Source organism: Pseudomonas sp. 22490 (genome assembly GCF_052044465.1).
GTDB lineage: Bacteria > Pseudomonadota > Gammaproteobacteria > Pseudomonadales > Pseudomonadaceae > Pseudomonas > Pseudomonas aeruginosa.
Genome location: NZ_JBQENS010000086.1, coordinates 1 through 2,158, shown reverse-complemented (window position 1 = coordinate 2,158; position 2,158 = coordinate 1). Strand labels below are relative to the sequence as shown.

The following is a 2,158-nucleotide window of genomic DNA, read 5'->3' as shown; positions in this document are numbered from 1 at the left end:
CGCAGACGATCCCGAAGCCAAAAAGCACGTCGAGCAAGCTTCTAGGAGTAACAAAGAATGACCACCTTCTGGAGTCTGTACATCACAGCTCTTACCGTCGGTACCTTGATCGCCCTGCTCTGGCTGGTCTTCGCCACCCGCAAGGGCGAAGCCAAGGGTACTACCGAAAAGACCATGGGCCACTCCTACGACGGCATCGAGGAGTACGACAACCCGCTGCCGAAGTGGTGGTTCATGCTGTACATCGGCACCATCGTCTTCTCCGTCGGCTACCTGGTCCTGTACCCGGGCCTGGGTAACTGGAAAGGCGTGCTGCCGGGCTACGAGGGCGGCTGGACCCAGGACAAGCAGTGGGAACGCGAGATGAACATCGCCCAGGAGAAGTACGGGCCGATCTTCGCCAAGTACGCCGCCATGCCCATCGAGGAAGTGGCCAAGGACGAGCACGCCATGAAGATGGGCAGCCGCATGTTCGCCACCTACTGCTCGATCTGCCACGGTTCCGACGCCAAGGGCGCCCTCGGCTTCCCCAACCTGGCCGACAACGAGTGGCGCTGGGGCGGTGACCCGCAGAGCATCGAGACCACCATCCTCGGCGGTCGCCACGCGATCATGGCGGCCTGGGGCGACATCCTCGGCGAAGACGGGGTGAAGAACGTCGCCGCCTACGTCCGCACCGAACTCGCCGGGCTGAAGCTGCCGGAAGGCACCAAGGCCGACGTCGAGGCCGGCAAGCAGATCTTCTCGGTCAACTGCGTCGCCTGCCACGGCCCGGAAGGCAAGGGTACCGCCCTGGTCGGCGCGCCGAACCTGACCAACCCCGGCGCGTTCATCTACGGCTCCAGCTACGCCCAGCTCCAACAAACCATCCGCCATGGCCGCCAGGGCCAGATGCCGGCCCAGGAGCCCTACCTGGGCAAGGAAAAGGTGCACATCCTGGCCGCCTACATCTACAACCTGTCGCACAACCAGGGCAGCAACTGACCCCTCCCCCCACCCGCGCCCTCCCGGGCGCGGGTCCTTCCCCCGGTCTCAGACCTTAGTCCCAGGCGGCGCGACGAAGTGTCGCACCAGCGGACGCCTTTCCTACCCTTCCTTTTCAATCGCGTCTAAGCTGCTCTGCATTCGTCCCTCTCCGGCAGAGCGACGGGACACCTAACTTCACCGGCCGAACCCACTCGTCCGGATAGCGCCAGAAAGCCATACGGCCGCCTTGGAAAGCGCTCTGAAGCAGGCATCAAACTGGCGTCGCCCCTGGCCTGGCGCGTTGCAATGCCCACCCGCTTTCTCCATACTTGCCGCCGATTTTTTGTCCCTAAAAAAGTCCATTAACCGTGGAACCCCTAGCATGAGCACAGCAATCAGTCAGACTGCTTATAACTATAAGGTGGTCCGCCAGTTCGCCGTTATGACGGTGGTCTGGGGGGTCATTGGAATGGGTCTCGGTGTCCTGATCGCCGCCCAACTGGTATGGCCCGAATTGAACTTCGACCTGCCATGGACGAGCTTCGGCCGCCTTCGCCCCCTGCACACCAACGCGGTGATCTTCGCCTTCGGTGGGTGCGCCCTCTTCGCCACCTCGTACTACGTGGTGCAACGTACCTCGCAAGCCCGACTGATTTCAGACACGCTGGCGGCCTTCACCTTCTGGGGTTGGCAGGCCGTGATCGTGGGCGCCGTGCTGACCCTGCCGCAGGGTTTCACCACCTCCAAGGAATACGCCGAACTGGAATGGCCGCTGGCCATCCTCCTGGCGATCGTCTGGATCACCTACGCGATCGTGTTCTTCGGCACCATCGTCAAGCGCAAGGTCAAGCACATCTATGTGGGCAACTGGTTCTACGGTGCCTTCATCCTGGTGACGGCGATGCTGCATATCGTCAACCACATGTCGCTGCCGGTGAGCTGGTTCAAGTCCTACTCCGCCTACTCCGGCGCCACCGATGCGATGGTCCAGTGGTGGTACGGGCACAACGCCGTGGGCTTCTTCCTGACCACCGGCTTCCTCGGCATGATGTACTACTTCGTGCCCAAGCAGGCCGAGCGTCCGGTCTATTCCTATCGCCTGTCCATCGTCCACTTCTGGGCGCTGATCTCCCTGTACATCTGGGCCGGCCCGCACCACCTGCACTACACCGCGCTGCCGGACTGGGCGCAG

At 62.6% G+C, this 2,158-nt stretch carries 2 protein-coding genes; both read left to right on the top strand.

The annotated features are described in order from the left end of the window. Positions 1-57: 57 nt before the first annotated feature. Positions 58-984, top strand: coding sequence for a cytochrome-c oxidase, cbb3-type subunit III (gene ccoP / locus ACTJJX_RS34965; RefSeq protein ID WP_003087308.1), 927 nt, complete (start codon positions 58-60; stop codon positions 982-984). A gap of 364 nt (positions 985-1,348) precedes the next feature. After that, positions 1,349-2,158: cbb3-type cytochrome c oxidase subunit I (locus ACTJJX_RS34960; RefSeq protein WP_440782062.1), on the top strand; the 810-nt coding region annotated here is incomplete at its 3' end.

Coding starts and splice junctions, on each gene's coding strand:
- ccoP (WP_003087308.1), top strand. CDS start 58: ATGACCACCTTCTGGAGTCTGTACATCACAGCTCTTACCGTCGGTACC.